Here is a 1,962-nt window from a genome sequence, read left to right as displayed (position 1 = left end):
ACCCCTGGAACCGCATTAAAATCACCAAACTTTTGTATCTCCCCGCCATTGGGATTGGTTTATTTATTGCCCTATTTTGGTTTATTGCCATGTATTTGAAATTTGGCCCTGTTTATCTCGATTCTTTTATTGAAGATCAAGTGGGCATGCGTGTGGGAAATAGGGTATGGATGATTGTGAGACATTTTGTTTTTGCAGTCCTCTTAATGGTGTTACTTTTTATTCCTTGGATCGGCTTACGACTAAAAGGAGTTGTGGCTGGATTTAAAGCCACTTTTGATCAAGACAAAGCCATCTATGGCTTTGCAGTTGTTTGGGTTTTATCCATTATCGGCATGACTGCTATGGTATCCACATTTTATGAGCGCTACCTGCTTCCGGTGACCCCCATGGCTGCCGTCCTATTGGCCGGTATATTGATCAGAAAAAACCCTGCTTCGAATAAAGGTATGAAAATTTGGAGCAGATTATTTTTGGCCATAAACTGGCTGGTATTAGCCGTGGCCCTTTTTGCCCATTTGGGTTTAGGTGGGCCTTTCTGGATCTATTTCCAATGGTTTATTGCCCTTGCTCTAAGTTTGTTTTTATGGAAGAGATCCGAAAAGCTTGACCATCCCTTGCAAACACTTGGACTCTCCATCTTAATGCTATTTCTATCCATTTCTATCATTACTCACCCATTGTCCATTCCTAACCAAGGGAGACAAGTTCAGTCCTATTTTGAAAACCATGAGATCCCTAAAAACAGCAAAATTGCCTTTTTGGGGAACCTTCACTATGCCAGTAAAATTAGAATAGGACTAGGACCCGATTATATAATGAAGACATTTGCTTCCATCGATGAGGTTCCTGAAAGTTATGCTTACATCATCTGTGACGAACCCAACCTAAAAAAGCTAGAAAACAGGTTTCCTCAAAGCGAGATAATTAGTGTAAACTGGGATCCCAAATATATTAATGAGATGATAATGGCCATCATTAACGGCAACACAGCTGAGGAGAAAATAAAATGGGGGAAAAAGTATTATTGGATAGATAGGTCTCCTGTATGAACTAAGAAAGGGTTGCCATAAGCAACCCTTTCATTATATTAAAATGACCAATTATTTATTGTTTGGCCAGAACAAGCTTTTCCTTGTGCTTTTTAATTTGCCTTCTAAGGGCTTCTATTGAGTCGTCTGCTGCAGCTTCAAAAGAGTCGTTTTGACTTTTTGCAAAAAATTGTTTTCCGGGTACATTCAGTTTGATTTCAACGATTTTATTTTCACTCTTATCATTTTTATCCAACCTCATAAACACTTCTCCATCCATGATTTGATCAAAATAGGTGTCAAGTTTATCCGCTTTTCTCTGGATAAAATCGATCAATTTCTGATCAGCAACGAAACGAATTGAATGCATTTGTAATTTCATAATAATAAACGTTTAAAAGTTAAACTTTAATTTAAGCTTTAGGATGTGCTTGTTCATACACAGCCTTAAGTTTCTCAATAGAATTATGAGTATAAACCTGGGTTGCAGCAAGACTTGCATGGCCCAGAAGATCTTTGACAGCGTTTAAGTCTGCTCCTTTATTAAGCAAATGAGTAGCAAAGGTATGCCTCATAAGGTGAGGACTACTTTTGGTGTTTCGGACAAAAAGATTTAAATATTTCTTTACAATTCGATAAATCATCATTGGGTAAGCCTGCTCTCTATTTGATTTAACGATAAAGAAATCATTTTCGTTTGGAATAGAAAAACTATCTTCAAAAACTTTTTTATACAGTAGAATGGCGTTCCTAAGGCTATCGGAAATGGGTATTATTCTAAATTTTTTACCTTTTCCCAAAACCTTTATTTGTAACTGACTAAGGTCCACGGAAGACCACTCCAAACCTATTAATTCAGACAACCTGATTCCGGTGAGATACAAGGTTTGCAAGACCATCCGATCTCGCTCTCCTTCAAAATCTTGAGCAA

Annotated in this window: 3 protein-coding genes; 1 reads left to right on the top strand and 2 read right to left on the bottom strand. The window is 37.6% G+C overall.

Going from position 1 to position 1,962, the window contains the following annotated elements:
* The coding region (locus AAC037_RS23950; protein ID WP_339906176.1) for a hypothetical protein at positions 1–1,052 on the top strand (1,052 nt) is incomplete at its 5' end.
* Positions 1,053–1,107: 55 nt separating this feature from the next.
* On the opposite strand, the gene raiA is transcribed toward AAC037_RS23950, so the two are convergent.
* Together raiA and AAC037_RS23940 are read right to left on the bottom strand one after the other, a co-directional pair.
* Entirely contained in the window at positions 1,108–1,413 is a 306-nt protein-coding gene (raiA, locus tag AAC037_RS23945) for a ribosome-associated translation inhibitor RaiA (protein WP_339906174.1), read from the bottom strand.
* A 31-nt stretch (positions 1,414–1,444) separates the two neighbouring features.
* A partial coding sequence (locus tag AAC037_RS23940) for a tyrosine-type recombinase/integrase (RefSeq protein WP_339906172.1) occupies positions 1,445–1,962 on the bottom strand: 518 nt, incomplete at its 5' end.

The sequence above is a fragment of the uncultured Cyclobacterium sp. genome (assembly GCF_963976465.1).
GTDB lineage: Bacteria > Bacteroidota > Bacteroidia > Cytophagales > Cyclobacteriaceae > Cyclobacterium.
The sequence above is the reverse complement of the archived record's forward strand: the minus strand, read 5'-3'. Positions and strand labels throughout refer to the sequence as shown.